This is a genomic window from Saccharothrix deserti, from assembly GCF_009769385.1.
In the GTDB taxonomy this organism is placed as follows: domain Bacteria; phylum Actinomycetota; class Actinomycetes; order Mycobacteriales; family Pseudonocardiaceae; genus Actinosynnema; species Actinosynnema deserti.
In genome coordinates, this window is sequence record NZ_VKAB01000026.1 from 48,634 (window position 1) to 71,496 (window position 22,863).

Annotated in this window: 25 protein-coding genes and 1 pseudogene; 12 read left to right on the plus strand and 14 right to left on the minus strand. The window is 71.1% G+C overall.

The window, feature by feature from the left end:
* The first annotated feature begins 96 nt into the window (after positions 1-96).
* The 4 genes from FM051_RS34440 to FM051_RS34455 all read left to right on the plus strand — a co-directional run bounded on the left by FM051_RS34440 (position 97) and on the right by FM051_RS34455 (position 2,583).
* On the plus strand, positions 97-471 hold the full coding sequence (locus FM051_RS34440; RefSeq protein ID WP_158850816.1) for an SSI family serine proteinase inhibitor: 375 nt from the start codon (positions 97-99) through the stop codon (positions 469-471).
* Between the two features lie 207 nt (positions 472-678).
* Positions 679-1,404: a hypothetical protein gene (locus FM051_RS34445; protein ID WP_158850818.1), complete on the plus strand. Its 726-nt coding sequence runs from the start codon at positions 679-681 to the stop codon at positions 1,402-1,404.
* Positions 1,391-1,846 carry a phage holin family protein gene (locus FM051_RS34450; protein ID WP_158850820.1) on the plus strand — a complete coding sequence of 152 codons (456 nt, stop codon included), beginning with the start codon at positions 1,391-1,393 and terminating at the stop codon, positions 1,844-1,846. Before FM051_RS34445 ends, FM051_RS34450 begins: the two co-directional genes overlap by 14 nt.
* The gene (locus FM051_RS34455; protein ID WP_158850822.1) at positions 1,822-2,583 is read left to right on the plus strand and encodes a DUF3618 domain-containing protein; all 762 of its coding nucleotides are present in this window, start codon (positions 1,822-1,824) and stop codon (positions 2,581-2,583) included. The genes FM051_RS34450 and FM051_RS34455 overlap by 25 nt, the downstream gene beginning before the upstream one ends.
* Before the next feature lie 190 nt (positions 2,584-2,773).
* Here the strand turns inward: FM051_RS34455 and pcaC are convergent, their stop codons facing one another.
* From pcaC to FM051_RS34490, 7 genes are read right to left on the minus strand one after another with little or no spacing between them, the layout of a single operon-like run.
* Positions 2,774-3,118, minus strand: coding sequence for a 4-carboxymuconolactone decarboxylase (pcaC, locus tag FM051_RS34460; RefSeq protein WP_158851069.1), 345 nt, complete (start codon positions 3,116-3,118; stop codon positions 2,774-2,776).
* Positions 3,119-3,135: 17 nt separating this feature from the next.
* Positions 3,136-3,885: a 3-oxoadipate enol-lactonase gene (pcaD, locus tag FM051_RS34465; RefSeq protein ID WP_158850824.1), complete on the minus strand. Its 750-nt coding sequence runs from the start codon at positions 3,883-3,885 to the stop codon at positions 3,136-3,138.
* Complete coding sequence (gene pcaB, locus FM051_RS34470; protein WP_158850826.1) at positions 3,882-5,258, minus strand: 3-carboxy-cis,cis-muconate cycloisomerase; 1,377 nt, start codon at positions 5,256-5,258, stop codon at positions 3,882-3,884. Before pcaB ends, pcaD begins: the two co-directional genes overlap by 4 nt.
* Positions 5,233-5,853 (minus strand): protocatechuate 3,4-dioxygenase subunit alpha, encoded by a 621-nt coding sequence (pcaG, locus tag FM051_RS34475; protein WP_202919169.1) that lies wholly within the window; start codon positions 5,851-5,853, stop codon positions 5,233-5,235. The genes pcaB and pcaG overlap by 26 nt, the downstream gene beginning before the upstream one ends.
* A complete protein-coding gene (gene pcaH / locus FM051_RS34480; RefSeq protein WP_158850828.1) occupies positions 5,846-6,568 on the minus strand; it encodes a protocatechuate 3,4-dioxygenase subunit beta in 723 nt (240 codons plus the stop codon). Before pcaH ends, pcaG begins: the two co-directional genes overlap by 8 nt.
* A 33-nt stretch (positions 6,569-6,601) precedes the next feature.
* Positions 6,602-7,324, minus strand: a complete 723-nt coding sequence (locus tag FM051_RS34485) for a CoA-transferase subunit beta (RefSeq protein ID WP_158851073.1) — start codon at positions 7,322-7,324, stop codon at positions 6,602-6,604.
* A 38-nt stretch (positions 7,325-7,362) separates the two neighbouring features.
* The gene (locus tag FM051_RS34490) at positions 7,363-8,160 is read right to left on the minus strand and encodes a CoA transferase subunit A (protein WP_158850830.1); all 798 of its coding nucleotides are present in this window, start codon (positions 8,158-8,160) and stop codon (positions 7,363-7,365) included.
* Between the two features lie 200 nt (positions 8,161-8,360).
* Between FM051_RS34490 and FM051_RS34495 the strand changes: the two genes are divergently transcribed.
* From FM051_RS34495 to FM051_RS52265, 3 genes are all read left to right on the plus strand, one after another.
* Complete coding sequence (locus FM051_RS34495) at positions 8,361-9,935, plus strand: DUF4331 domain-containing protein (protein WP_158850832.1); 1,575 nt, start codon at positions 8,361-8,363, stop codon at positions 9,933-9,935.
* Between the two features lie 73 nt (positions 9,936-10,008).
* Positions 10,009-11,268, plus strand: coding sequence for a tetratricopeptide repeat protein (locus FM051_RS34500; protein WP_158850833.1), 1,260 nt, complete (start codon positions 10,009-10,011; stop codon positions 11,266-11,268).
* A complete protein-coding gene (locus FM051_RS52265) occupies positions 11,265-12,731 on the plus strand; it encodes a nickel/cobalt transporter (RefSeq protein ID WP_238412866.1) in 1,467 nt (488 codons plus the stop codon). The genes FM051_RS34500 and FM051_RS52265 overlap by 4 nt, the downstream gene beginning before the upstream one ends.
* On the opposite strand, the pseudogene FM051_RS50855 reads toward FM051_RS52265, so the two are convergent.
* The 6 genes and pseudogenes from FM051_RS50855 to FM051_RS34535 all read right to left on the minus strand — a co-directional run.
* A pseudogene (locus FM051_RS50855) lies at positions 12,620-13,009 on the minus strand (maleylpyruvate isomerase N-terminal domain-containing protein); the annotation flags it as partial. The gene FM051_RS52265 and the pseudogene FM051_RS50855 sit on opposite strands and share 112 nt — an antisense overlap.
* Before the next feature lie 112 nt (positions 13,010-13,121).
* Positions 13,122-14,738, minus strand: a complete 1,617-nt coding sequence (locus FM051_RS34515) for a carbohydrate-binding domain-containing protein (RefSeq protein WP_158850834.1) — start codon at positions 14,736-14,738, stop codon at positions 13,122-13,124.
* Complete coding sequence (locus tag FM051_RS34520; RefSeq protein ID WP_158850835.1) at positions 14,735-15,301, minus strand: DUF4956 domain-containing protein; 567 nt, start codon at positions 15,299-15,301, stop codon at positions 14,735-14,737. The genes FM051_RS34515 and FM051_RS34520 overlap by 4 nt, the downstream gene beginning before the upstream one ends.
* Before the next feature lie 178 nt (positions 15,302-15,479).
* Positions 15,480-15,854, minus strand: a complete 375-nt coding sequence (locus FM051_RS34525) for a VOC family protein (protein ID WP_158850836.1) — start codon at positions 15,852-15,854, stop codon at positions 15,480-15,482.
* Between the two features lie 211 nt (positions 15,855-16,065).
* Positions 16,066-16,257 carry a DUF397 domain-containing protein gene (locus tag FM051_RS34530; RefSeq protein WP_158850837.1) on the minus strand — a complete coding sequence of 64 codons (192 nt, stop codon included), beginning with the start codon at positions 16,255-16,257 and terminating at the stop codon, positions 16,066-16,068.
* A complete protein-coding gene (locus tag FM051_RS34535) occupies positions 16,254-17,117 on the minus strand; it encodes a helix-turn-helix domain-containing protein (RefSeq protein ID WP_158850838.1) in 864 nt (287 codons plus the stop codon). The genes FM051_RS34530 and FM051_RS34535 overlap by 4 nt, the downstream gene beginning before the upstream one ends.
* A 245-nt stretch (positions 17,118-17,362) precedes the next feature.
* Between FM051_RS34535 and FM051_RS34540 the strand changes: the two genes are divergently transcribed.
* The 5 genes from FM051_RS34540 (at position 17,363) to sigJ (ending at position 21,442) form a co-directional block, all read left to right on the plus strand.
* The gene (locus tag FM051_RS34540; protein ID WP_158851077.1) at positions 17,363-17,644 is read left to right on the plus strand and encodes an HC3 family zinc finger protein; all 282 of its coding nucleotides are present in this window, start codon (positions 17,363-17,365) and stop codon (positions 17,642-17,644) included.
* Positions 17,628-18,119: a hypothetical protein gene (locus FM051_RS34545; protein WP_158850839.1), complete on the plus strand. Its 492-nt coding sequence runs from the start codon at positions 17,628-17,630 to the stop codon at positions 18,117-18,119. Before FM051_RS34540 ends, FM051_RS34545 begins: the two co-directional genes overlap by 17 nt.
* Positions 18,120-18,475: 356 nt before the next feature.
* Entirely contained in the window at positions 18,476-19,072 is a 597-nt protein-coding gene (locus FM051_RS34550) for a septum formation family protein (RefSeq protein WP_476655324.1), read from the plus strand.
* A 230-nt stretch (positions 19,073-19,302) separates the two neighbouring features.
* Positions 19,303-20,493 carry an NAD(P)/FAD-dependent oxidoreductase gene (locus tag FM051_RS34555; protein WP_158850840.1) on the plus strand — a complete coding sequence of 397 codons (1,191 nt, stop codon included), beginning with the start codon at positions 19,303-19,305 and terminating at the stop codon, positions 20,491-20,493.
* 10 nt (positions 20,494-20,503) lie between these two features.
* Positions 20,504-21,442 carry an RNA polymerase sigma factor SigJ gene (gene sigJ / locus FM051_RS34560; RefSeq protein WP_158850842.1) on the plus strand — a complete coding sequence of 313 codons (939 nt, stop codon included), beginning with the start codon at positions 20,504-20,506 and terminating at the stop codon, positions 21,440-21,442.
* Positions 21,443-21,466: 24 nt separating this feature from the next.
* Here the strand turns inward: sigJ and FM051_RS34565 are convergent, their stop codons facing one another.
* Positions 21,467-22,861, minus strand: a complete 1,395-nt coding sequence (locus tag FM051_RS34565; RefSeq protein WP_158850844.1) for a PP2C family protein-serine/threonine phosphatase — start codon at positions 22,859-22,861, stop codon at positions 21,467-21,469.
* Positions 22,862-22,863: the final 2 nt, after the last annotated feature.

Consider the following 22,863-nt stretch of genomic DNA (forward strand, 5'->3'; position numbering starts at 1 on the left):
GTCCACGGATTACGACATCTCGGTGACGTGCGAATCCGACCGAATACTTCCACTCGATCGGGTCACCCCGGGGCCATGCGACGAACACGAACCCTCATGGCTTCCTTGTTCGCATCCGGCCTGCTGGCCGCCCCGCTGATCAGCACCGGCACGGCGTCCGCCGCACCACCGGAGACCGACCTCGTGCTGGCCGTCTACCAGGAGCAAACCGGGGTCGAGAGCACTCGGTTGACCTGCGACCCGGCGGCGGGCGAGCACGTGCGGGCGCAGGCCGCGTGCGGTGAGATCGAGGCCGCCGGCGGTGATTTCACGCAGTTGACCGGCACCGGGCCGCAGGTGTGCACGTTCGACTACAACCCGGTGCGGGTGGCCGCGTTCGGCTCGTGGCGCGGTGAGCCCGTGCAGTACGTCGAGGAATTCCCGAACCGGTGCGTGATGGAGCAGGAGACCGGCACGGTTTTCTCGTTCTGACCACCTGACCGAATTTCCGGACGACCCCGCGGACGACCCTGCGGCCGACCACCGGCCGCGGGGTCGTCGCGCATTTTCGGATCATTTCGGATAACTGGGAGTGGGCACTCCTTCACGGCCAGATAGTTGCCGTTGCGAAGGAGGTTAGCCGTCCGCCACCTGGGTAGGTCGGTAGGCGAGGAACACGCCGATCGTGAGGAGTCAGTCGTGGACAAGAACCAAGTGGGTGCGGTCCGCGAGACCGCCGGGCAGGAAGGCACCGCCGTGGCGCAGCACGCCCGGCAGGCCGCCGGAGAGGTGAGTGCGACCGCGCGTGAGCAGGCCGGCCAGGTGGCCCAGGAAGCGACGGGCCAGGCCAAGCACGTCGTCCGCGACATGCGGGAACGCGTCGCCGGTGAGGCCGAGGACCAGGCGCGGCGGGTGTCGCGCCAGATCGACCGGATCGCCGACGAGTTGGGCACGATGGCCGACAACTCGGGGCCGGACTCGATGACCGCGGGCACGTTGCGCCAGGTCTCCGACGCCGGCCGGCAGGCGGCCCGCTACCTCGACGAGCGGGGCGCGCGAGGGCTGCTGGACTCCGCGCAGGACTTCGCGCGGCGCAAGCCGGGGACGTTCCTGATCGGCGCGGCGGTGGCCGGTTTCCTGGTCGCCCGCGCGGCCAAGAGCATGGGCACCGCCGACCAGTCGCGCGCGGCGCAACCGCAGCGCGGGTACACCGACCAGATGCCGACGACCCCGGTCACCACGCCGACCGCGGCGCCGATGCCGCCGCCACCGGTCACGACACCGCCGCCGACCGCGACAGCGCCGGCCGCGGCACCGCCGACCGGGACACCGTCGCGCGAGCACGGCACGGTGCCGCCGGGTTATCCGGCGCCGTCGCCGCGCACCCCGTACCAGCCAGAGGGAGCGCCGTATGTCAAGCGCTGAGACACACACACCGCACCCGCACGTGCCGGAGAGCCGTGCGCCGGAGACCGGAGCGCCGCCGACCGACGAGGCCTCGCTCGGGCAGTTGGTCGGTGAGCTGACCGAGGACCTGTCGCGACTGATGCGCCAGGAACTCGAACTCGCCAAGGCCGAGATCAGGCAGGAAGCCACGAAGGCGGGCAAGGCGGCCGGGATGCTCGGCGCGGCCGGGTTCGCGGGCTACATGACCGCGCTCCTGCTCAGCCTGGCCCTCGTGTTCGCCTTGGCGTCGTTCATGGCCCTGGGCTGGGCCACGCTCATCGTCGCCGCGCTGTGGGCCATCGCCGGGTTCGTCCTGTTCTCCACCGGCCGAGCTCGGCTGCGCAAGGTGTCACCCAAGCCGGAGCACACCATCGATACCTTGAAGGAGGACGCGGAATGGGCCCGTCACCCGACCAAATAAGGCAGGACATCGACCAGACCCGCTCGGAGCTGGTCGCCGACGCCAACCGGATCGTCGACCACGCCAGGCCGCGCAACATCGCGCAACGCCGGGTCGACCGGGTCCGGCGCGGCATGGCCGGCTTGAGGCAGAGAGTCATGGGCACGGCTCCGGACACCACCTCGATGGTGTACGACCGTCCGGCGGGCTACGGCCAGCCGTTGGGGTACGACCAACCGGGGTACGACCAGCCGGCGGGCATGACGTCCGGTGTCGGCGGGCGGGTGCAGGAAGCCGCCTCGACCGTCGGTGACAAGGCGCAGAACGTCGCGTCCACCGTCAGCACCACCGTCAGCGACAAGGCGCAGGAAGCCGCGCAGGCCGTGCAGAGCGCCCCGGAGCAGGCACGGCAGCAGACCCGCGGCAACCCGCTCGCGGCGGGCCTGATCGCGTTCGGCGCGGGTGCGCTGGTCGCGACGCTGATCCCGGCGACCCGGACCGAGCAGGACGCCGTCCGGCAGCTCGGCGAACGCGCCGGTGGCGCGGTGGAGCCGGTGAAGGAGGCGATCTCCGAGTCCGCGCAGAGGTTGAAGGACGACGCGGGCACGGTGGTCGGCGAGGCCGCGGACCAGGTGAAGCAGGTCGCCCAGGACGCCACGCAGACGACCGTGGAGCAGGCCAAGGGGTCGGCCCAGGACGTCGGCGAGCACGCCCGCGAGTCCGGTCAACAAGTCAAGCAGGAGGCCAAGAACCAGTAACGGCTCCCAAGGGCTCCGGCAAGTAGCGCCGATCTCCCGGCGGAGACCGGCGCTGCTCGCTGTCCGGGCCACGGGAGCCGGGCACCGACAGCTGAACTCAGGTCTGATGGGCGACGGGGTGATCTGCAGACGGTGGTGATCTACAACCGGCCGCAGCCAACCGAATCGCGCTCGATGCGGACGGGGGCGCCTACGCCTCGGCCAGGATCGGCTGGGCGACGGCGAACGCCCGGTTCGCGGCCGGTACGCCCGCGTAGATGCCCACCTGCAGCAGGACTTCCTTGATCTCGTCTGCCGTCACACCGTTGCGCAACGCCGCGCGCACGTGCATCGCCAACTCCTCCTCGTGCCCGAGCGTGGCCAGCATCGCCAGCGTGATGCACGACCGCACCCGCCGGTCCAGCCCCGGCCTGGTCCACACCTCGCCCCACGCGTACCGGGTGATGAAGTCCTGGAAATCCGCGGTGAACGCGTCGGTGCGCGCCACGGCCCGGTCCACGTGCTCGTCACCGAGCACTTCCCGGCGCACCCTCATGCCCTCGTCGAACCCGCTCACAGGTGACCCTCCAGGATCGCCGACACCTCGTCGTCCGCCTCCACGTTCGCCAGGTGCGCCCCCGCCACGACGTGGAACTTCGCACCGGGGATGGCGTCGGCGACGGCCTGCCCGCACGCGACCGGCGTGGCCTCGTCGTCCGCGCCGGCGATGACGGCCGTGGGCGCCTCGATCACGGGCAGCACGGACCGCAGGTCCAGTGACGCCAACGCCTCACAGCACCCCGCGTAACCCTCGTCGTCCACTTCGGACATACCGGCCTCGTACGCGGCGATCAACTCGGGCGACCGGTCGCGGAACGGCGGGGTGAACCAGCGGCCCACCACGGCGGGCGCGACGGAACCGGTGCCGGACGCCCGCACGGCGGCGGCGCGGTCCAGCCACGGCTGGGCCGTCGGGAACGTGGCCGTCGTGCAGCACAGCACCAGCCGCTCGATCCGCTCGGGCGCGTGCCCGGCGAGCCACATGCCGACCATGCCGCCCAGGGACACCCCGCAGTACGACACCCGCGCCAGGCCCAACGCGTCCAGCAGCTCCAGCACGTCGTCGGCGAGGTCGTCGATCCGGTAGGGCCCGGCCGGAGCGGGGCTGCCGCCGTGACCGCGGTGGTCGTAGCGCAGCACCCGGAACCGCCGGTGCAGCACGGGCAGCTGCCGCTCCCACATCGCGGTCGTGGTGCCGAGCGAGCTGCCCAGGACGACGACCGGCGCGTCCGTCGGCCCGCTCAACTCGTAGTGCAGCTTCACGGCCGCTCCCTTCCCCGGTGCGCCGCGAGGGCGCGGTCCACGAACTCGCCCGCGCTGCCGATGTACCCGGCCGGGTCGAGCGCGTCGTCTATCTCCTTCTCCGACAACCCGATCCGCAGGTCGGCCAGCAGCGCGTCGCGCAGCGACTGCTCCGCCGCCACCGCGGTCCGGCACACCTCGGCGACCAGGTCCTGCGCCTCGGACCGGCCGATGCGGTCGGCCAGGCGCACGGCCACGTTCTCGGCCATCAGCAGCCCGCCGGTCAGGTCCAGGTTGCTGCGCATCCGCGCCGGGTCGACCCGCAGCCGGGACAGCAGCTCACGGGTGCCGCGCACGGCTCCGCCGACCAGCCGCAGCAGCTCGGTGACGGTCTGCCACTCGCTGTGCCACGCGCCGGCCGCGCGTTCGTGCTCCTGCGCCATCGCCGACAGCACAGTGGACACCAACCCCGGCACGCGGCGGGTGCACGCGGTCACCAGCACCGCGCGCACCGGGTTCTGCTTGTGCGGCATGGCCGACGACGTGCCGCCCTCACCCTCGGCCACCTCGGCGACCTCGGTCTGCGCGAGCAGCACCACGTCCTGCGCGATCTTGGCCAGCACACCGGACGCCTCGCCCAGCGCGCCCGCCAGCTCGGCCACCCTGGTCCGGTTGGTGTGCCACGGGATGAGCGGCGCGGCCAGGCCGAGTTCGGCGGCCAGTTGCTCGGTCAGGGCACCGCCGGGGTCGCGCACCGCGGCCAACGTGCCCGCCGCGCCGCCGAACTGCACGGCCAGCCGGTGCGCGCGCACGCGGGCCAGCGCGGTCTCGGCCTCGTCCACGGCGACCATCCACCCGGCGCACTTGAGCCCGAACGTGGTCGGCAGCGCGTGCTGGGTGAGCGTGCGGCCCGCGATCAACGTGTCCCGGTGCCGTTCGGCGAGCCGTTCGCACTCGGCGGCGACGCCGCGCAGCCCGGCCAGGATCGGCCCCAGCGCCCGGTGCGCCACCAGCGACAACGCGGTGTCCAGCACGTCCTGGCTGGTGGCGCCGTTGTGCACGGCCGCGCGACCCTCCGCGGTGACGTGCGCGTTGATCGCGCGGACCAGCGGCACGACGGGCGTGCCGGAGATGAGGGCGCCCTCGCCGAGGACGACCGGGTCGTAGTGCCCGACGTCGATGGCGGTGACCACCATCCGGGCCGCTTCCTCGGTCACGATGCCCGCCCTGGCCTGCACGATGGCCAGGGCGCGCTCGAAGTCCAGCATGGCCCGCAGCCACGCCCGGTCGCAGGTCTCGGCCTCGACGTCCGGGTCGGTGAACAACGTGCCCCACAGCGAGCGTGGCCCGGGTGAACGGGTGCTGTGCTCAGAGGTCGAAGAAGACGGTTTCATGCTCCCCTTGCAGGTGGATGTCGAAGCGGTAGCCGGGAGGGGTGGTCTCCGTCGGGGCGCTCCCGGCGATCCCGGCGATGAGGGTGGCCCGCCGGGCGGGGTCGTCGATCGAGGTGAGCACCGGGTCCACGGTGTTGGCCTCCTCCTCGTCGGGGAAGTAGATCCGGGTGACCAGCCGCACCAGCATGCCCCGGCAGAACACCGACACGTTGAGGTGGGGTGCCTCCCGACCGCCCCCTGCCACCGGCAGTGGACCGGGTTTGACGGTCAGCACCGAGTACCGCCCCTCGGGGTCGGTGGCGCTGCGGCCGAAACCGCGGAAATCCTTCCACCGCACCGCACCGCGCGGGTCGTCGGGGTGGTCGAACCGGCCGTCCGGGTCGGCCTGCCAGGTCTCGATCACCGCGTCCGGCACCGGCAGACCCGCGCCGTCGAACACCGTGCCCTCGATCCGGAACGCTCCGGACGTGCCTTCGGGCACTACGTACGGGCCGTCCTCCCACTCGAGGCCGTGCCTGAAGAACGGGCCGACGGTCTGCGAGGGGGTCGTCTGGAGCCCGCTCAGCTGAAGACCAGTGGACTGGGACTCACTCATCGTCGTCCTCCTCTTCCAGCGGCGTCGGGTTCTTGCCGCGCAGCACGATGTCCCACTGGAAACCCAGCGCCCACTCGGGCACGGTGGTGGCCAGGTCGAACTTCGCCACCATCGCCTCGCGGGCCTTGGGGTCGCGGACCGAGTTGAAGATCGGGTCCTGGGCGAACAGCGGGTCGCCCTCGAAGTACATCTGGGTGATCAGCCGCTGGGTGAACGCGGTGCCGAACAGCGAGAAGTGGATGTGCGCGGGCCGCCACGCGTTGTCGTGGTTGCGCCACGGGTACGCGCCGGGCTGGATCGTGGTGAACGAGTAGCGGCCGTCCGAGTCGGTGATGGTGCGGCCGACGCCGGTGAAGTTCGGGTCGAGCGGCGCGGGGTGGCGGTCGGCGTCGTGCCGGTACCGGCCGCCCGCGTTGGCCTGCCACACCTCCAGCAGGGTGCCCGCGACCGGCCGCCCGTCACCGTCCAGCACGCGGCCGGAGACGATGATCCGCTGGCCCTGCGGCTCGCCGTCGTGGCCGAGGGTCAGGTCGTTGTCGTTCGCCCCGACCCGGCCCTCGCCGAGCAGCGGACCGGTGATCTCGCCGAGCCGCTGCGGCAGCAGCACGAAGGGTTTGTGCGGGGCCCGGCCGACGTTGGACTTGTACTCGGGCCAGCTCACCGGGGGGTGCGACGGCGTGTCCGGCCTGTAGGTGTGCGGTCGATAGGTCGGCACCGCGTTCTCCTGTTCGTCGTGCCGAGGGGGATTTCAGTGCTTCAGCGAGCGCAGGACGGCGAGTTCACGGTCCGTCGGCGGCTCGGTGCGGCCGAGGTCGTCGGCGAGCTTCAGGTCCCACCCGGTGCGCTCGCGCACGGTCGCCACCTCCACGCCGGGGTGCAGCTGGGTGAGCACCAGTTCACGGGTCCGCGGGTCGGGCCGCAGCACGCCCAGGTCGGTGATCACCAGCTGCGGTCCGGCGCCGGTCAGCCCCAGCTTCTCCCGCTCGCCCGGCCCGCGGCCGAAGCCGAACGAGGTGACGAAGTCGACCCGCTCCACGAACGCCCGTTCGGTCTGCCGGACCACCACGACGACCTCGCGGCACGACGCGGCGATCTCCGGCGCGCCGCCCGCGCCGGGCAGCCGCACGCCGGGGTTGCGGTAGTCGCCGCCGATGACCGTGGTGTTGATGTTGCCGAACCGGTCGAGCTGGGCCGCGCCGAGGAAGCCGACGTCGATCCGGCCCGGCTGCAACCAGTAGTTGAAGATCTCCGGCACGCCCACCACGCTGACCGCGGTGTCGGCCAGCACACCGTCCCCGATGGACAGCGGCAGCCGGTCGGGTTTCGCGCCGATCGTGCCGGATTCGTAGATCAGCACGAGGTTTTCCGCGTGCGTTCGGCGGGCCAGGTTCGCCGCCGTGCTGGGCAGGCCGATGCCGACGAAGCACACCGCCCCGTCGCGCAGCGCCCGTGCCGCGGCGACCGTCATCATCTCGTCCGATGTGTAGTCGGTCGTGGGCTTCTGATCGGTCACGCGACACTCTCCAGCCACTGCGCGAACTTGTCCCGGTCGCGGCTGATCTCGTCCCACGCCACGTAGAAGTCGTTGTCCCGCACGGAGTAGTCGTGCGCGTAGGACGGGTGGGCACCGCCCGGCGCCTCGGCGACGTAGTCCACCACCCAGGACGGCAGCACCACCGCGCCCGGCCGCGGCTCCAGCTCGTCCACGATCTCCTCGACGGTGACCAGCGAACGCGTCGCGGCCAGCACCGCCTCCTTCTGCACCCCCGTGATGCCCCACAGCTGCACGTTGCCGTGCCGGTCCGCGCGCTGGGCGTGGACGACCGCGGCGTCCAGGCTCAACGCGGCGACCGCGGTCAGCACCTCACCGGTGAACGGGCACGTCACCGAGGCGATGTTGGCCGTCTGGTCGGGCAGGTCCGTGCCGGTGTAGCCGCGCAGCACCGCGAACGGCAGCCCGGACGCCGCCGCGACGTACCGGTTGGCCATGCCCGCGTGGCTGTGCTCCTCCAGTTCCAGCGGCCTCGGCCAGCCGTGCTGGACGGCGTCGCGGAACCGGTGCAGCGAGCCGACACCGGGGTTGCCGCCCCAGGAGAACACCAGCTTGCGGGCGCAGCCGGCGCCGATGAGCTGGTCGTACAGCACGTCCGGGGTCATCCGGACCAGGGTCAGGTCGCGCCTGCCCTGCCGGATCACCTCGTGCCCCGCGGCGAACGGGATCAGGTGGGTGAACCCCTCGAAAGCCACGGTGTCGCCGTCACGCACGACGTGCGCCACGGCCTCCGCGAGGGGGGCGATGGTGGCCAATCCGACCTCCTGTTGTGCGCGGTCCGAACCGGCGATTCGTGCGGATTTCGTGCGGCGAACGCTATTGAGCGCGCTCGTCGCGGGTCAACGGCCCCTTCCACTGAACGGAAGCCCGCAACCCCTACGTTCTGAACCGGAAGTGCCGCTGGGACGAACTGATCAGTGTCAGCACGCTCGCGAATCCGATGAAGGGATCGAGCATGTCCACACCGCTCACCAGCCGCCGCGCCACCCGGGTGGTCGCCGCGTTGGCCGCGGTCGGCGCAACCGCCCTGGCCACCGGCCTGCTCGGCACGTCCGGTGCGGGCGCGTCGAGCCACCGCGAGGCGCCGCTGATCGCGGGCGACCCTGCAGTCGACAACACCGACGTCTACGCGTTCGTGAGTCCCGACCACCAGGACACCGTGACGCTGATCGCGAATTTCTCACCGTTCCAGGAGCCGAACGGCGGCCCCAACTTCTACCCGTGGGCGACCGACGCGCGGTACGACCTGAACGTCGACAACGACGGTGACGCCCGCGCGGACCTCACCTACCGGTTCACGTTCCAGAACGACGACCGGCGCGGCAAGTCCACGTTCCTGTACAACAACGGCGTCGTGGACTCGTTGGACGACGAGAACCTGCTGTTCCGGCAGACCTACACGCTGGAACTGGTCGACCAGCGCGGCGCGTCCACGAAGCTGGTCCAGAAGGGCAAGGTCGCACCGTCCAACACCGGCCCGAAGTCGATGCCGGACTACGCCGCGCTGCGCGACCAGGCCATCACCCAGATCCAGGGCGGCGCGAAGGCGTACGTCGGGCAGGCCGACGACTCGTTCTTCCTCGACCTGCGGGTGTTCGACCTGCTCTACGGCGCGGACCTGTCCGAGGTCGGGCAGGACACGCTGAAGGGGTTCAACTCCAACACCATCGCGTTGCAGGTGCCGAAGGCGTGGGTGGCGTTGAAGGGCGACGCCAAGCGCAACCCGGTCATCGGCGTGTGGGGCGACACCGAACGCCGGTCGATGGAGCTCAGCCCCGGCCGCTACCGGGCCCACGGCGAGTGGGTGCAGGTGTCCAGGCTGGGCAACCCGCTGGTCAACGAGGTCGTCGTGCCCGCGGGCCTGAAGGACACGTTCAACTCGTTGACGCCGGACCAGGACGGCAAGGTCAAGGAGCTGGTCGACCGGGTGACCAACCCGGAGCTGCCGCAGCTGGTCGAAGCCATCTACAAGATCCCCGCGCCGAAGGGCAGGCGGGACGACCTGGTGGAGATCTTCCTGACCGGTATCACCACCAAGCTCGGCGGCCCCATCAAGGCCGACCTGAACTCGCAGGTCAACAACGCCGACGTGGACAAGCGGAGGTTCGTGCCCTCGGAGCAGCTGCGGCTGAACATGTCCGTGGCGCCGGCGGCCGACCCGAACCGGCTCGGTGTGCTGGCCAAGGACAACCAGGGCTTCCCGAACGGCCGCAGGCTGTCCGACGACGTGCTGGACATCGGGCTGCAGGCGCTGGAGGGCGCCGCGGTGAACGGCGTGGTCGAGGCGCTGGCCGCCGGTGACAAGGTCGACGCGAACGAGAACGCGTTCGAGAAGAAGTTCCCGTACGTGGCACTGCCCAACAACACCGCGGTCAACACCGGTGGGGCGGAAGTCGCGATCAAGCCGACAGCGGGTGGCGGTGGTCTGCCGACCGCGCCCCTGTTGAGCGGACTACTCGCCATCCTGCTGATCGGCGCCGGGGCATGGGTCCTGCGCCACCGTGCCCAGCAGGACTCCCCGACCGAGTAGTCCGGTCCCCCTTGGAGGGTTCCCCACCCCTCCAAGGGGGCTTCTTTTCGTTCGAGGATCGTTGGAGGCCGCCATGCTCCGGCTCGTCGCCGTCACCGCCGTCGTGGGCGGGATCGCCCTGCTCGTCACGGCCGTATCTTCTCTGTCCACTTCGGACGCGCCGGCGCAACCGGCAGGCGCGGTGGTGGAAGTCGCCTCGCACCGGACCGTGTCGGCGTTGCAGGACAAGCTGCGCCGGACGCCGTCGGACGCCGGGGCCTGGGCCGCGCTGGGTTCGGCTTACGTCGAGCAGGCGCGGATCACCGGTGACCCGTCGTACTACGAGAAGGCGAAGGGTGCGCTGGACACGTCGTTGCAGCACCAGCCTTCCGGGAACGGGTTCGCGCTGGTCGGGCTGGGTGCGTTGGCCAACGCCCGGCACGATTTCGCCGCCGCCCGCGACTACGGGTCGCAGGCGCAGGCGTTGCTGCCGGACACGGCGGCCGTGTACGGGGTGATGGCGGACGCGTTGACGCAGCTCGGGATGGCTCCCGAGGCCACGGCGGCGGTGCAGCGGATGTTGGACCTGGAGCCCGGCGTCTCGTCGTTCACGCGGGCGGCTTACGACCTGGAGCAGCGCGGGGACGTGGCGGGCGCGCGGGAGGCGTTGGAACGAGGGCTGGGTGCGGCGGCGGCTGCTCCCGACATCGTGTTCTGCCGGTACCACCTGGGTGAGCTGGCGTTCGACAACGGGAACCTGGACGAGGCGCTGTCGCAGTACTCGCAGGGCTTGGTGGTCGATCCGCGGGACGTGATGCTGTTGCAGGGCAAGGCCAAGGTGTCGTTCGCCCAGGGGTCGCTGGACGAGGCGTTGCGGATGTACTCGGAGCTGGTGCAGCGCACGCCGTTGCCGCAGCTCGTGCACGAGTACGCGAACATGCTGCGTGCGGCGGGGCGTGACGCTTCGCCGCAGTTCGAGGTGTTGGAGCGGCAGTTCGCGTTGGTGCCGGACGACCTGGCGGCGTCCGTGGTGGCGGCCGACCGGGGTGACGCGGCGTCGGCGCTGCGGCTGGCGGAGGCCGAGTGGGGACGGCGGCAGCACGTGCTGGTGGCGGACGCGATGGCGTGGGCGCTGCACCTGAACGGTCGGCACGAGGAGGCGTTGACGTTCGCCGATCGTGCGGTTTCGGCCGGGTGGCACAACGCCGTGTTCCTGTACCACCGGGGGATGATCCTGGCCGCGTTGGGACGTGAAGAGGCGGCCGGGGTGCTGGACGAGGCGTTGCGCATCAACCCGCACTTCTCGTTCGTGGACGCGCCGCGCGCCCGTGAGACGTTGGACGGTCTCCGGTGAAGCTCCTCGGCCTGCTTTTGTTGGGCTTGCTGGTGTCGCTGGTGTTCCCGGCTCAGGCCGCGGCGCACCCGTTGGGCAATTTCACGGTCAACCACTACCACGGGATCACGGTTCACCCGGACCGGGTGACCGTGCGGGCGGTGGTCGACACGGCGGAGATCCCCACTCTGCAGGAACGACCTGCTGAAGTGGGCGATTACGCGTCACGCGAGTGCGCGGCCTTGTCGCAGGCGACATCGGTCGAGGTGGACGGGCGGGCCGTGCCGGTCGAGGTGCGGTCGAGCGCGGTCGAGTTCCCTCCCGGTGACGCGGGGCTGGCCACCACCAGGCTGACGTGCGTGGTCGAGGCTCCGGCGTCCGGTTCGACGGTGGCTGTTCGCGCCGGTTATCGGGACGACCGGATCGGGTGGCGCGAGATGACGGCGGTGGGCGACGGGGTGGCGTTGCTGGACCCGCCCGTGCCCGGCGTGAGCGTGACGGGTGAGCTGCGCGCGTACCCGGACGACCTGCTGTCGGACCCGTTGGACGTGCGCTCGGTGGTGCTGAAGGTCGGTCCCGGTTCGTCGGCGCCGGTGGCCGGTGGCACCGTGGGCGGTTCGTCCCTGCTGACCGCGGCCACGGCGACTTTCACGTCGTTCGCCGGCGCCCAGGACCTGACGCCTCTGGTGGGTGTGCTGGCGGTGCTGTTGTCGCTGGTGCTGGGTGCTTCGCACGCGGCGCTGCCGGGTCACGGCAAGACCGTCATCGCCGCCTACCTGGCGGGTCGGGCGGGAACCCCTCGTGACGCCCTGGTGGTGGGCGCGACCGTCACCCTGACCCACACGGCCGGTGTGCTGGTCCTGGGGCTGCTGATCAGTGCGACCAGTGCGGTGGCGGGTGATTCGGTGCTGCGCTGGCTGGGCGTGGTCAGCGGCCTGCTGGTGACCGCGATCGGCGTCACCCTCCTGCGCAGCTCACTACGCCAGCGCCGCCCGGTCCTGGTCAGCCACGGTCACGCCCCTCCCCCAGCCGACGACACCGCACACGGTCACGGTCATGGGCACGGTCATGGGCACGGTCATGGGCACGGACATGGGCACGGCCACGGGCACGGACATGGGCACGGCCACGGGCATGGGCATGGGCACGGCCACGGGCATGGGCATGGGCACGGCCTGGGTCGAACCAACCTGATCGGCATGGGCGTGGCCGGCGGCCTGGTGCCCAGCCCATCGGCGCTGGTCGTCCTGCTGGGCGCGGTGGCGCTGGGCCGAACCTGGTTCGGGGTGCTGCTCGTCCTCGGCTACGGCCTGGGCATGGCCGCCACCCTCACCACTGTGGGCCTGATCCTGGTCCGCCTGCGAGACCGCCTGGCCGCCGTCGAACGCTTCCGGGACCGCTTCACCGCCCTGCCCACCATCACCGCGGCCCTGGTCCTGCTGGTCGGCATCGGCCTGGCCGTGCGTGCCGCGTTGGGGCTCTGATCACCCGGCTCCCACATGACGACCTGCTCACCGCGCAACGCGTGCTCGACGACGCGACTGCGAGCCCGTGCGGCGTCCGCGAGGTGGGCGAGCACGTGACCCCGCGTCCACCCGGGCAGCAGCGACGGTTCCGCGACCTGGGCGTCGGTCAGGTCGGCGATCACCTGGAGCAGACGCCGGTGCGCCTCGGCCACGGCGTCGAGGGGTGGCTTCACACCACCCGATCGTAGCCACGCGCGGTCGCCCGCGGTGGGTTCAGCGCACCACCGCTGAACCATCCAGCCGCCCACCGCCGACACCGCGCACTCGCGGGCGAGTCCGGTCTGCCGTGTCCGAGTGGACCACTCCGGTGTGTTGGAGTGGTCCACTCGGGTCGAGCACGTGGCCAGGTCAGCGACGGCCGGGCATCTGGCCGCCGGTTGCGGCCTCGCCCGCCGTCACGGTCGCCACGGTCGTGGCCGAGCCGAGGTCGCCGGACTCCGCCAGGCCACCGGTCTGCGCACCGGACGCCGTGCCGCCGGTGCGGATCTCGTACTGCCGGCCCGCGGTGATGGCGGACGAGGAGTAGACCAGGTTGCCGATGTTCTTCGACGCCACGAAGGTTGCCACCAGAGTGCCGTCCGAACTCACGACGTGCACCGTCGTGCCCGCCTGGACCGACACACCGGCCGAGATCCAGCCCTGCGGGGACTCGGCGTTCGGGGCCACCGCCATACCCGCGCTGCCCGCCGCGACCAGCACGCCGCCGCTGATGGTGAAGTCGCCGTTGACGTCCAGCGCGCCGTTGCCGTTCATGGTCGGCCCGTTCACCACGACGGTGCCGCCGGTGATCGAGGCGGTGCCGTTGGAGTCGAAGCCGTCGCCACCGGCGTCGATCACCAGCGAGCCGCCGCTCACGACCGCGGAGAAGTCACCGACCTGCTCACCACCGCCGCCGCCCGGCCCGCCCTGCGCCGCCTGATCACCGGTGCCACCGGCCGCGTTGACGCCGTCGTCGCTCGAAACCACGGTCACGTCACCGCCGTTGACCGCGATGTGCGCGGCCTCCAGCCCCTCCACCGACGCGGTGATGTCCACAGCCCCGCTGTCGATCGCGAACGAACTCTCCGCGTGCACGCCGTCGTCACCGCTCGCGGCGGTGACGGTGGCGCCGTCGACGTGGATTGTGCCGTCGCTGTGCAGGGCGTCGTCCGACGAGTCCACAGTGGACTGACCACCGGCCAGCACGGTGATCACACCGGACTTCAGGCCCTTGCTGGACACGTCCTCGGACGGCGACGTGTCGTGACCGCCGCCCGTGGTCGCCTTGGGCGTGCCGCCGGTGACGACGAGGTCCGTCGCCGCGTCCACGCCGTCGCCCTTCGAGGTGATGTCGACCGTGCCGTCGGTGATCGAGACGTAGCCCGCGTCGGCGTCCTCGGTGTTGTCCGCCTTGATGCCGTCACCACCCGCCGTGACGGTGAGCGCGCCGCCGGACACGACCACGTAGTCCTTGCCGCGCAGCCCGTCGTCCGCCGCGTCGACGGTGATCGTGCCGGACTGCACGACGAGACCGTCCTTGCTCGCGACGGCGTCGTTGCCGTTGCCCTTCGCGGTGAGCGCTCCCCCACCGGCGACGGTGAGGTCGCCCGCGCTGAACAGCGCCGCGTTGACGTCGGCGTCCTCGGCGTAGGAATCCGTGTCGCTCAACGTGTTCGTGCTGCCGTCCGCGAGCACCACGACCAGTTCGCCTACTTCGGTCGCCGCGATCGCCGCGCCGGAGGAGCTGCTGATGTCCACGCCGTCCAGGACGAGCGTCACCGTGGCGTCGGGGGCGGTGACGACGACCTGGCCGTCGGTGAGCGTGCCGGTGAGCCGGTAGGTGCCGGCCTCGGTGATCGTCACCGACTCGCCGCTCAACAGGTCGGCGGCGGGCAGTAGGTACTTGCGGTCCACCCTGGTCAGCAGCTCGGCCCTGGCCACCAGGTCGTCCAGCGCGATCGGCGGCAGGTCGTCCAGCGCGATCACGCCGCCACCCGTTCACGGACGCGTGGCGCGACGTAGCGGACCTCGACCAACGTGGTGTCGTCCACCAGGTCCACTTCCTTGACCACCACGTTCACCACGCGCCCGCCCATCAGTTGCTGCAGGTGCGCGCGCAACGCCTCCTCGTCGGTGTGCGCGGTGTCCAGGTGCACGGTCTGCTGCCGGTAGGAGCCGAACAGCTTCGGGTGGTCGCCGACGAACAGCGCCACGACCACCAGCCCCATCAACGCGAGCGTCAGCGGCCCCAGTTCGGCGCCGAGCCCGGCCAGCAGGCCGAGCGCCAACGCGGCGAAGTAGTAGGCGACCTCGTGCTGGGCGATCTCGTCGGACCTCAGCCTGATGATCGACAGCACACCGAACAGCCCCAACCCCAGCCCGGCCGTCACGGTCGAGGAACCCAGCGCCATCGCCACCGCCAGCACGCCGACGTTCACGCCGAGGAACGCCACGACGAGATCACGCCGGTGGTGGCGGGGGAAGTACAGACCGAAGGTCAGGATCGCGATGGCGACGATGTCGGCCGCTATGGTCGTCAACTGGTTCACAGGGGGCGTCCTTCATCAGGAGTTGGTGTCCTGTTCATCCAGCCGGCCGAACCTGTGCGCGCCCTGTGAGCCTCCTGTGGTCCGGGAATGACCGTGGCGACCGGAAAGAGCTACACCTTCACCGGGCAGCACCGATCGACCACGGCACGACACCACCCGATCGAGTGAAGGAATCGCGTCACGATCGCTGAACTACCGCCATGACGTTGCCGGAGGGGTCGGTGAACCACGCGATGGCCGGTCCCCACTCGCGGTAGATGCCCTTCTCATCGGTCTCCATCCCTTCGTACCGCTCGAAACGCACACCTCGCCCGGTGAGGTCGTCGACGGCCCGGTCGATGTCCTCGACCTCGAGGTTGAGGACCGTGAACGTGGCGGGCACGTGGTCCTCCTTGGGGTAGACCATGATCCACGTGTCGTCGGAGACGTTCAGGCTCAGCAGGCCGTTTTCGTCCTCGGTCACACGTAGGCCGAGCACGCCTTCGTAGAAGTCCTTGGCCTTCGCGGCGTCGTTGACGGCGAAGCTGCTGAACACGCGTGTGTGCTGCACCATCGGATATCCCTCCCGGGGCTTGCGGCGGGATTCAAAGGTACGCCGCACATCCGCCGCCCGCCGTCCGTGCGCCCGCCGTCCGCGCGCCCGCCGAGAACGGCCACCGACCCCACCACGTTCCGGAATGCAACCCTTCCGCAGTCGGCCGCGTGATTGCTCAGGGACGCCCCCGTGCGCGCAACGGGGGCGTCCCCTGTCCGCCACTCGACGATCAGTGCGCCAGGCGGTTCTCCGCGACAGCGGCAACGAACCGGACCAGCGTGCCTCGCGGCCAAATCAGCACGGGGCCGTCCGGGTTCTTGCTGTCACGGATCGCGAAGCGTCCACTCTCGACGGCCACCTCGACACATTCGTTCTGAGCGCCGCTGTAGCTCGACTTCCTGAACTCGCTGGACGTGATCATGATTCCTCCATCTCCACTGCCGCCTTTCGTACCAGCGCCACCGATTCCTCAGTCGGCAACGCCAAGGCGGCCAGGGCTTCGAACTCCGCCGCGTAGGCCGCGACGGCTGCTTCATCCTCGATCCACCGACCGCCACCGTGGTACTCCAGGTAGACGGAATCGGGATCGCTCGGGTCGCCAAAGCCGAGAATGGTGATGGCACTGGTCATGACGGCGTGCGCGCCGGCCTGGTAGGGCAGCACCTGGACCGTGATGTTCGGCGCGGCCGCCCGGTCCAGCAGATGACGCAACTGCTCGGCCATGACCTCCGGTCCGCCGACGACACGACGGAGGACCGCTTCGTCGATGATCGCGTGAAGGGACAGCGGGTCGCGCGCGTCGTCAAGCCTCCGCTGCCGGGCCAAGCGGGAAGCCACCGACTTCTCCAAGGAGCGCTTGCCCGTCTGGAACCGTTGCTCGGCAACATGGATGGCGGTGGCGTACCGCGCGGTCTGAAGCAGGCCGGGGATGACGGTCTGCTGGAGAGTCCGGGCTGACACGGCATCGGCTTCCGAGCGCAGAAATGCCCGGTACTTCGGGCTCATGTCCACCGTGTGCTCGACCCGGTTCGCCTCCTCGACGGCGTCCTCCCACAAGGATTCCGCCGCGTGCCGCTGCTCGTCATCGGCGTTGTAGAGCGCGAGGAGCACCGACAAGGTCGGGAAGTCGGGCCGGACGTGACCGTTCTCGATCTTGCTGACCGTCGCGGGCGACTTCCGCAGGATCCTGGCCACTGATGCAGGATCGTGGGACGACGCCTTGCGCAGCCCGGTCAGGTACTCACCAAGCCGGCGTTTGCGACGGGTCTGCGTACTGGGCACGGCGCGTTCCTTCCTCGGTTCGAGACGCTGGCGAGCCTATCGGTAGATCCGCGTTCGAGGTTCACCCCATCAGGTCATTCCTTCCAGAGAAATGAACCCGCTATGTTCACGGTGCTGATGGGGCCGCGGACGCGTCCTGGTTCGTCCTCCAGACCGGCGCGTTTCCTCAGCGCGGCCTCATCAGCCCGATTGCGGAGGTGATCGACCTTGTGCCCCAGCCCCCTCTCCACTCCCGGACGGCCGTGATGGGCGCCCGGCCGTTCCGGTGGCTGCCGTACCAAGGGCGTCGTCACGCGATCCCCGCCACGCTGGCTGCCCGCGACGAGGGGCAGACCTTGTGCGGGGTGGCGGTGACCGTGCCGCACGCCCCACCGCCCAGGAGTCCCGACGGCTGCTGGCCCACGTGCCGCGATTGCGACGTGGCGTGGCGCGAGCACGAGGACATCCCGGTGTTCCCATGGCCGCGCGAAGCCGGGGACCACCTACCGACGAACGCACGAAAGAGTGGACATGACCACGCACGATGACCAACGCCCACAACGACGTGACGGCCTGGCGGAAGGCGTGCCCACGCTGCGCGGCCGCCTGCTCGGCCACGAAGCGGGCACCACCGACTCGCCGGCGCCCGAACCGACCATGTGGTGTTCCTGGGGCACCGAAGCGATCAACGTGATCGACGTGCTGTGCCGCACCGCCGAACGGATCGACATCTTCGCGCCGCTGGGCATCCACCCGGCACTCGGACGGCTCGACCCCGACCGCTGCACCGCCTACGTGCTGGAGGGCACCGCCGTCGGCCGCACCGACGTCAGCGTCCGCTTCATCCCGCACAGCGTCTACCCCGGCGCCGAGAACCCGCTGACCCGCTTCACCATGCCGGACGGCCCGTCGGTCGTCTTCTACGCCTACCTCCACGGCGCGCAGTTCACCGAGGAACCACTCCACCTCACATCCGCCTACGCGCTCTTCGAACTGCTGCCCGAGATCACCACCGCCGCGTGAGGAGTGATCGACCGGCACGGTCCGTTGTGGACAGACGCACGCCCGTGCACGGCACGAAGCTGCCATCCGGCGCCGGTCGCGGCGGCGGAGTTCTAGGTTGGCGGGGTGGTCGACTCCATCCTGCGTCGCGGTGCCGCCGCCCTGCCCGCTCTAGTGCTGCTGGGCGCGTGCGGCGCCGGGCCCGCACCCGAAGCACCGACTGATCCGTCCTCGGTTTCGACGACGACCACCACCACCAGTTCCGCCCCGCCACCACCGAAGCAGGCGGAACCTATCGGGCGGGCGACTGTCTCGCCATCGTCGACAACGCCTTCCAGCCGGTCGGCTGCGACACCGGGCACCAGGCCGAAGTGATCATGTCCGACCGGCCGCCGGCGGGATTCCCGGACGACTTCCCACCGTCCGCCACCTCGATCTCACCGACCTGCCGCGCCGAGATGACCACTTACCTGGGCGGTCCCGATGTCGAGGCCACCCGGCTCGAACACCGCGTGCTGTGGCCGACGGAGGGGCAGTGGAGCGCCGGTGAACGGTGGTTCGCCTGCGCGATCCTGGAACGAGGGCCGGACAACAACGCGGCCAAGCGGACCGGATCGCTCGCGGGCGCGCTGTCGTCGGGTCTCGGCGCGTTGCGGAAGTGCTATGCCGGTGAACCGCTGGACGAGCCGACCCGCGTCGTCCCGTGCGACCAGCCGCACCGCAGCGAGGCCGTGCCCGGCGTGGTCGAGCTCGGCTCCCACACCGATCCCGCGCCCAGCTACGGGACCATGATGGAACTGTCGCTGGACCGGTGCGTGCGGGCGGTCGAGACGTACCTGGGCGGGCCACGCCCCGGCGTCACGGCGAGATCGGTGATGCCCGCCGTCGAGTACTGGTCGTCCGGCGCCACGACCGCGGTCTGCTTCGCCATCACCACCGAACCGGTGACCGGCCCCCTCGGCGTGGAGAGGTGACCCGTGGAAAGCCGTGAGGAGCTCTGGACGATCCCAGCGACTCGGGGGCGATCGAGTTCCTGCACGAGGTCACGGAGGCGGTGCGCGAAGGGCTGGCCCGCGCGTCCGACTCGCCTCGGCGGTGGAGCGGTCCGCCAGAGCCATGAGTGATCCACGCCACAGTCGAACCCTGTCAGGGATCGGGGCGCTGTCCCGTTCAGAGGGCGAGCGAACGAGACAGGAGCAAGAACATGCAGCACCGCATCATCGTTCTCGGAGCCGGATACGCCGGAGGCTACGCCGCCGGCTGCCTCGCCCGCCGCCTCCACCCCGACGACTTCGAGATCACCGTCGTCAACGCCGAACCCGACTTCGTCGAGCGGCTGCGCCTGCACCAGCTCGCCGCCGGCCGGGATCTGCGCCGCTACGGATTGGCGGAGATGTTCGCGGGCACCGGCATCCGCCTGCGACTGGCGCACGTCACCGCTGTCGACGCCGAGCACCGGACCGTCACCGTGACCGACGGCGAGGGCACCGACCGGCTCGAATACGACACCCTCCTCTACGCGCTCGGCAGCACCGCCGCCGACCACGGCGTTCCGGGCGTGGACGAGCACGCCTTCCACGTCGCCGGACGGCAGGCGGCGCTGCGCCTGCGCCGGCGCCTGGACGAGCTGGGCGGGAACGGGACGGTGCTGGTCGTCGGCGGCAACCTGACCGCGATCGAGGTCGCCACCGAGATCGCCGAATCCCGCCCCGGGCTCAAGGTCACCCTCGCCACCAGCGGCGAGCTGGGTGGTTGGCTGGGCCCGAAGGCCCGCCGCCACCTGCTGCGAGCCTTCGACCGGTTCGGCATCACGGTCCACGAGCACACCACCATCGACCGCGTCGAGGCGACGGGGGCTACCGCCGCCGACGGCACCGGCTTCGCTTCCGACGCGACCGTGTGGGCGGCCGGCTTCGCCGTCCACCCCATCGCCGCGGCCAGCGGTCTCGATGTCGAAGACGACGGCCGGATCAGGGTCGACCGCATGATGCGGTCGGTCTCGCACCCGGAGGTCTACGCCGCCGGCGACAGCGTCCACGCCGTCGGCGAGAACGGCCGGCCGCTACCGATGTCCTGCGCTTCTGCGGGGTTCACCGGCATGCAGGCGGTGGCCGCGATCATCGGGGACCTGACCGGTCGCAAGATCTCGAAGACCTCGCTGGCATACGTCGGCAACCACATCAGCCTCGGCCGGAAGGACGCGATCTTCCAGATGGTCGACGGCGACGCGCGATCGAAGTCCTGGGCCCTGCGCGGCCGTCCGGCCGCGCGCTTCAAGGCGGCCATCCTCCGGACCTCCGCGTGGAGCATGGGCCACCCGACCTTCGGAATGCCCGCCCGCAAGCACCGCTTGGCAACCGCATCCCACCGCTCCACCGAGGCGGTCGCCGCCTAGCGTGGCGCTCATGGACACCGCCACCGTGGAGCGTTTCGAGGCCAGCCGGGACCGGCTGGCCTCGCTCGCATACCGTCTGCTCGGCTCGGCCGCCGACGCCGAGGACGCGGTGCAGGACGCGTTCCTGCGCTGGCAGGCCGCCGATCGGGAGCACATCGAGGTACCCGAGGCGTGGCTGACCAAGGTGGTCACCAACCTGTCCCTCGACCGGCTCCGCTCGGCGAAGGCGCGGCGCGAACGCGCGGTCGGCGCCTGGCTGCCCGAACCGCTCCTCGACGGCGACCCGATGCTGGGCCCGGCAGAGACCTTCGAGCAGCGCGAATCGGTGAGCCTGGCAGTGCTGACGCTCATGGAACGCCTCCCGCCGGTCGAGCGGGCCGTCTACGTCCTGCGCGAGGCCTTCTCCTACAGCCACGCCGAGATCGCCGAGATCCTCGACATCACCGAGTCCGCGAGCCAGCAGCACGCCCATCGGGCCCGGCGCCATGTCGCCGCCGAGCGCAACGTCACTGAAGTCGACCGCGCCGCCGCGCGCCGAATCGTCGAGGCGTTCCTCCACGCCGCTTCCTCGGGCCGCACCGAACAGCTGGTGGCGTTGCTGACCGACGACGCGACCGCGATCTCCGACGGCGCCGGCGGGTTGGCTGAGAAGCTGCTGCGGTACTCGGTCCCCGAGCGGATCGCCGCCGCCGCGCGAGCCGGCTTCAAGCCGACTCCGGCGAAGCGGAAACTGGTCGGCGGCTCCCCGGCGATCCACGCCGGCGTGATCAACGGCTCCCCCGCCGTGATCGCCGTGCTCGACGACCGGGTGGTGGGCGTGGCGATCCTGGAGGTCCGCGACGACAAGATCGCGGCCGTGCGCGGCATGGCCTCCCCGGCCCGACTCGGCCGCCTCACCCGGGAATGGCGGCGGCGCGAGCACGATGACCCCCTCATCGAATCGTGGTGACCGGAGACCCGGGGTGCGGCGAGCCTAGGGAGCGGCCTGGAGGACCAGGAGGGTCAGGTCGTCGTGTTCGGCCGCGCCGAGCCAGTCGAACACGACGTGCCGCAGGTGTTCGGCCACCGCCTCGGCGGGCAGCCCGGCGCAGTCGCCCAACGCCGCCTTGAGCCGCACGTCCCCGAACAGCTCGTGCCGGTCACCGTGCTTGCGGGCCTCGGTCAACCCGTCGCTGTACAGCAGCAACGTCTCCCCCGGCGCGAGGGTCACCGTCGTCTGGTGGAACCGCACCTCCGGCAGCACGCCGACGATCCCGCCGTGCACCGCCACCTCGTCCACCCGTCCGTCGCCGCGCAGCACGAGGGGCGCGGGGTGGCCGCCGGCGGCCAGGGTCAGGCGCAGCCCGCCGGCCTGCACGGGCATCATCGTGCCGACCACGAGGGTGGTGAACAGGCGGCTGCCCGCGGCCCGCAGAGCGGTGTTGAGCAGCTGCAACAGCTGCGCCGGCCGCTGCTCGACCACCAGCAGCGTGTGCAGGCTCTGCCGCACCCGGCCGCTGTGCACGGCCGCCTCCAGCCCGTTGCCCGCCACGTCGCCGAGCACGAACGCCGCGCTGCCGTCCTCACGCGGGTGGACGTCGTAGAAGTCGCCGCCGAGCAGCACCCGCCGGTGCGCGGGCTCGTACACGCGCGCCAGCCGGGCGCCCGGCACGTCCGGCAACGTGGCGGGCAGCAGGTTCGTCCGCAGCGCCTCCACGGTCCGCTCCTGCTCGGTGAACCGCGTGCTCGCCTCCACGGCCGCCGCCGCCCGTGCGGCGAAACGTTTCAGCAGGTCGACGTTCCAGGCCCCGCCGAAGCACACCAGCGCGCCGCCCTCGGTCAGCGGCACGGCCACGCCCACCCCCGACGTGCCCCAAGGACCCTCGCCCAGATCGGTGAGTTCGGCGTGCTCGACCAGCCGGTCCAGGACGGCGGTGAAACCGTCGGCGGTGTCCGCGACCTGCCTGGTGGTGCGGGCGACGGCCACGTCACCGGCGGGCGTGCGACGCCACCACTCCAGCCGCCCGCGCAAGCCCGGCAGCACCACGACGGTGTGCTCGGCGGGCGCCAGCTCGACCACGGAGCGCAACGCGTCCGCACGGTCGGTGAGCGGCGCCAACCGCCGCGCGGCCTCCTCCAGGTAGTCCTCGACACCCCGGTACCAGGCGACCCAGCCACCACCCAGGTCCTGCCGCCGTCCCTGGTCGACCTCGGGCAGCGGCGAACCCGGCCGCGCCTCGGGGAACAGCACGGTCGCGAGGGGGTTGACCAGCCGGACGACGCCATCCGGGTCCAGCACGACCACGGCTTCGTGGAAGCCGTCGACCACGCGACGCCACGCGTCGAGGTCGAGGCCCGTGTCGGCGCCTTGCCGGTAGCCCTGGGCCATCA